The following is a 2,915-nucleotide window of genomic DNA, read 5'->3' on the forward strand; positions in this document are numbered from 1 at the left end:
GATAAAGCTGATCAGGCTCAAAAAGAAAGTCAAACAGCAAAAGATTTGGCAGAAACAACACAGAAATATATGGAGCAGAACATGGTTGATATTATCGAACAACCAACGGCTCCTACTGAGAATTTACGTGATGGAAAAACTTTGTGGGTAGATAGTTCTGATCCTGAAAATAAGGTGCAGAAACTTTGGAAAGGTGGTCAATGGCAAAGGGTTACTCCCGATACAGGACCATTAAAGCAAAGTATTAAAGATGTTAAGGAAGATATTGAAACAGCTAAAACAGAATTGAATCAAAAGGTTCAAGGTGTGGAAGGTAAAGCGCAAGAAATAGCTGGACAAATAGTGGATGTTCAAAAGCAAGTTAATAACAAAGTAGACCAGACCTGGATCAATAATCAATTAAAGGATAAGGCTGATAAAACTGGTGTTTATACGAAAGATGAAATTAAAGATGGTTTCATAGGTAAACAAATCTATGAAACTGATAAACAAGGGAACGTACAGAATTTCAAGGATATTAATACATCTATTGGTCAAACGAACGAAGCTCTTAAACAGAAAGCTGAGAAGTCAGAGCTAACGAAAACAAATGACGGTTTAACTAAACTTCAAAACAAAACGAATGAAATTGAAACAACAGCAAATGGCACTAAACAAAAGTTAAGCGAACTAGAAACCACTGTTAATAACACAAATGTCGGTGTAAGAAACTATGTCCTTGAATCTGATAAATTTATATTACCACCTGACACAAATCAAAGTTTCAGATTTGTAAATGATTTAAAAGACTTACAAGGAAAACAAGTTACATTAAGTGTTTATGTTGAAATTAAAAATGCAAAAACTGGCGTTAATCCATCTAATAGGATTGGTTTTGAACCTTCTATACGATATTCCGATAATTCAATTCAACATCTAGGCGTTTGGTTAAGAATAACGGATGGTATGAATTTTAAAGGTATTATAAGTACGACTATATGGATTAAAGATATAGGGATATTAAAAACAGAACAGAATGCAGTGTATATTCAATGTGGCGGAGACTATGTAAAAGTAGGTAGACCGAAAATAGAAATTGGAAACAAAGTGACAGACTGGACACCAGCGCCAGAAGATAACGTTTCTAATACGGACTTCACTAAAAAAACAGTAGAAATTGAGACTACTATTAAAGGGATTAACACTACAGTTTCTAATGTTCAAAATGAACAAGGAAAGCTTACGGACCGTATAACGAAATCCGAGCAAACCGCAGATGGATTTAAAACTTCTATTGAATTGTTAACGAAAAAAGATAATGATATCAGCAATAAATTAAATACAGTCGAACAAACTGTAGAAGGTACAAAGAAGACTATTTCTGATGTGCAGCAAACAACAAGTGAACTTAAGAAAACAACAACTGAAATTAAAGAAGAAGCAGGAAAGATTAGTGAAAAATTAACAAGTGTAGAAAAGAAATTTAATGAGCAAGAAATAGGAGTACGTAATTTAATATCAGATACGAAATATTGGGAAACGACGAAAATAACTTCAAATTTAGCTTATGGAGTATTTAAGAATAACTTAAATCAAATATTTAGTGAATTAGCGGGTGAAACTGTAACATTTAGCTTCGATGTGAAAATTATAACAACGGATAAAACGGCAGGTCGTGTTCAGTTCTATGGTGAAAACGGTTCACCTAAATATACATTCGTTAGACAAATATTCACAGGAATTACGGAAGAATTCCAACGGGTTACGTACACTACAAAAATTACAGAACAGACTAATAACACAGGACAAGCTAGACTGGAATTTTGGGGAATAGATGCTAAAACAACAAAAATCATTATTCGAAATTTTAAACTTGAAAAGGGGAATAAAGCTACTGGATGGACACCAGCACCTGAAGATCAAGTAGCAACCGATGAATTCACCAAGAAAACAACCGAAATTGAAAAAAGTGTGGACGGTGTAAAAACCACTGTATCAACTGTTCAAAAAGACCAAGGTACAATGCAAACTACCTTAAATCAAGTTAAACAAACAACGGATTCTAATTCACAAACCATTACAACTCTATCTCAAACACAAGGCAAACAAGGAGAGGTTATTCAACAAAACACGAGTGATATCACACAGTTGAATAATCAAATCAAATCCAAAGTAACAGATACTCAAATGCAAGAATATGTAGGTGGATTAGGAAGTACGAACTTACTATTTAATGCTGCATTTGAAGATCGAGTAATAAACGCTTCTACAGGAGTTGTAACAAGTAAAACTCCAAGTACCACGAAATGGAGCCTTGCAGGTACAGGTTCAGGTATTACGATAGTTCCTGAGAGTGCTAGGCATCATGAAGGTTACAATTCTGTCAAAATTACAGCTACAGGTCAAACTGCTAGTAAGTGGTCTGGTATCATGCAACGTGTCCCAGCTGTACAAAATGGCGGTGATTATGTATTCTCGGCTTGGGTATACGTCCAGGATAAGAATACACTTGATAATGGTGGAGCGATTAAACTTCAATTCTTTAATGGTGCAAATGCAGTTTCAACATTTGCACAAACAGAATTTAAGGATTTATTAGTAAACAATTCTTGGGTACTAGTATCTGTTAAAATTACTTCTCCTAACGTAGCAATAACGCATTTACAAGGTGATATATGGATTAGACAGAACGGCACAATTTGGGTAGCTCAGCCGCAATTACAACAAGGATTTACTCGTTCTACATTTATGGAGAATCCAAAAGATTACGCAAACTATGACCAGCTTGTTGGTGAGATTGGTAAGAAAGTGGCCACTTCTGATTTTAACTCTAAGGTATCTACTCTTGAAACCAGCATAAATCAGCAATCTAACCGTATTGACCTAAAGGCAGAGAAAACGGATGTATACACCAAAACAGAAGCGAACGGTCAATT

At 34.9% G+C, this 2,915-nt stretch carries 1 pseudogene; it reads left to right on the forward strand.

Features of this window, described 5'->3' with window-relative positions:
- Positions 1-2,915, forward strand: a pseudogene (locus tag ACQRBL_RS32035) (phage tail spike protein); the annotation flags it as partial.

Source organism: Bacillus sp. AF62, from assembly GCF_050312695.1.
Taxonomy (GTDB): domain Bacteria; phylum Bacillota; class Bacilli; order Bacillales; family Bacillaceae_G; genus Bacillus_A; species Bacillus_A cereus.